Origin of the sequence: Flavobacterium psychraerolatum, assembly GCF_025960985.1 — a bacterium.
Classification (GTDB): Bacteria; Bacteroidota; Bacteroidia; order Flavobacteriales; family Flavobacteriaceae; genus Flavobacterium.
The window spans coordinates 1-1,434 of record NZ_JAOQMX010000094.1; the positions used below are offsets into that span (position 1 = coordinate 1).

Sequence of the window (1,434 nt, forward strand, 5' to 3'; positions counted from 1 at the left end):
ATTTAACTCCTAACAAAATTCCTAATCCATCTAATTCCATCCCCCAAAATTACATGGTTTTTTTAATTTCCACTAATTTAGGCGAAGAACCATAAATAATCCAAAGAATTATATCTTAGGAGGCAAAAATCTATTCGAAACAATATTTAAGAGTAGTTATCAATTGTTAGTTAATGATCAAAAATATGAATTAATGCGCTTTTCTTTAATTGGTGAATGGATAGCAAAAAGATTGAATTTAGAATTTCAGTTAATTAATCTTGTTCTAGAAAATAAAGAGTTGAAAATTGAATTAGATTATGGTAAACATTTGAAAGATCATTCCAAAACAAGATTCACTAGATTTACTTGGGAGTCCATTTTTTATTTCATAAAACGAAAGAATATTAAAAATTCAAATACAACTTTAATCCTAGAGTACTTTAGAGGAAAAGCCGCTGGATACAATCCTAAAGGAAAACTGAGAAAAGCATTTGATATTAAGAACTAAAAATTAAAAATAATTTAATTTAACATTCCCTCTGGTGCTTGACTGCGTCGAGTACCTATTTATCTTATAACCAAAAAACGTAGCGTTTGCAACGCGGTTCCTTACAACAATTTTGAACAAAACGTAAACCCCTACCTTCTGGTGCTTGACTGCGTCGAGTACCTATTTACCTTATGACCAAAAGACGTAGCGTTTGCAACGCGGTTCCTCACAACAATTTTAAAATAAAACGTAAGCGAAAAATAGTATATTTGATAGAAAAACGATGTCCGAAAAATACAAAGTAATAGATAGTACCGTGCCCACTTTCATAACTATTACTGTTGTAGATTGGGTTGATGTTTTTACAAGGCCTATATATTGTTCTATTCTAGATGAATCCTTAAATTATTGTATTAAGGAAAAAGGCCTTAGCGTCCACGCTTATGTTTACATGACCAACCATATACATTTGATTGTGACAGCACCCGAAGGCGAGTTGCAAAATGTTGTTCGTGATTTTAAAAAATTTACTTCAAAGAAAATAATTGCAGCAATCAAGGAACAACCTGAAAGTAGAAGGGAATGGTTATTGCGAAAATTTAGTTATGCAGCGGAGGTTAGAGGTAGAGCGAAGAATTATAAACTTTGGCAAGATGGTTTTCATCCTGTGATTTTGGATACTCTCGAGAAAATTGAACAAAGAATTAATTATATTCACTATAATCCAGTAACCGCAGAAATTGTTTTTCATCCTCGTGATTATGTCAATAGTAGTTACAGGAATTACGAAGAGGATAATGCAAACCTATGCAACGTAAACATAGAAGTTTTATGGTAGTGAACCGCGTTGCAAACGCTACGACTTGTTTTCAAAATTAAAGCAGGCACTCGACGCAGTCAAGCGCCAGAGGGGAGTAAATATTGAAGTTTTATGGTAGTGAACCGCGTTGCAAACGCTACGA

At 33.2% G+C, this 1,434-nt stretch carries 2 protein-coding genes; both read left to right on the forward strand.

From position 1 onward, the window contains the following. The first annotated feature begins 193 nt into the window (after positions 1 to 193). Complete coding sequence (locus M2326_RS17470) at positions 194 to 490, forward strand: hypothetical protein (protein WP_264620822.1); 297 nt, start codon at positions 194 to 196, stop codon at positions 488 to 490. Positions 491 to 755: 265 nt separating this feature from the next. Then, a complete protein-coding gene (locus M2326_RS17475; RefSeq protein ID WP_264620823.1) occupies positions 756 to 1,310 on the forward strand; it encodes an REP-associated tyrosine transposase in 555 nt (184 codons plus the stop codon). Positions 1,311 to 1,434: the final 124 nt, after the last annotated feature.

Bases quoted from the DNA above. Each gene is read 5' to 3' on its own strand.
- M2326_RS17470 (WP_264620822.1), top strand. From the start codon at position 194: ATGCGCTTTTCTTTAATTGGTGAATGGATAGCAAAAAGATTGAATTTA.
- M2326_RS17475 (WP_264620823.1), top strand. From the start codon at position 756: ATGTCCGAAAAATACAAAGTAATAGATAGTACCGTGCCCACTTTCATA.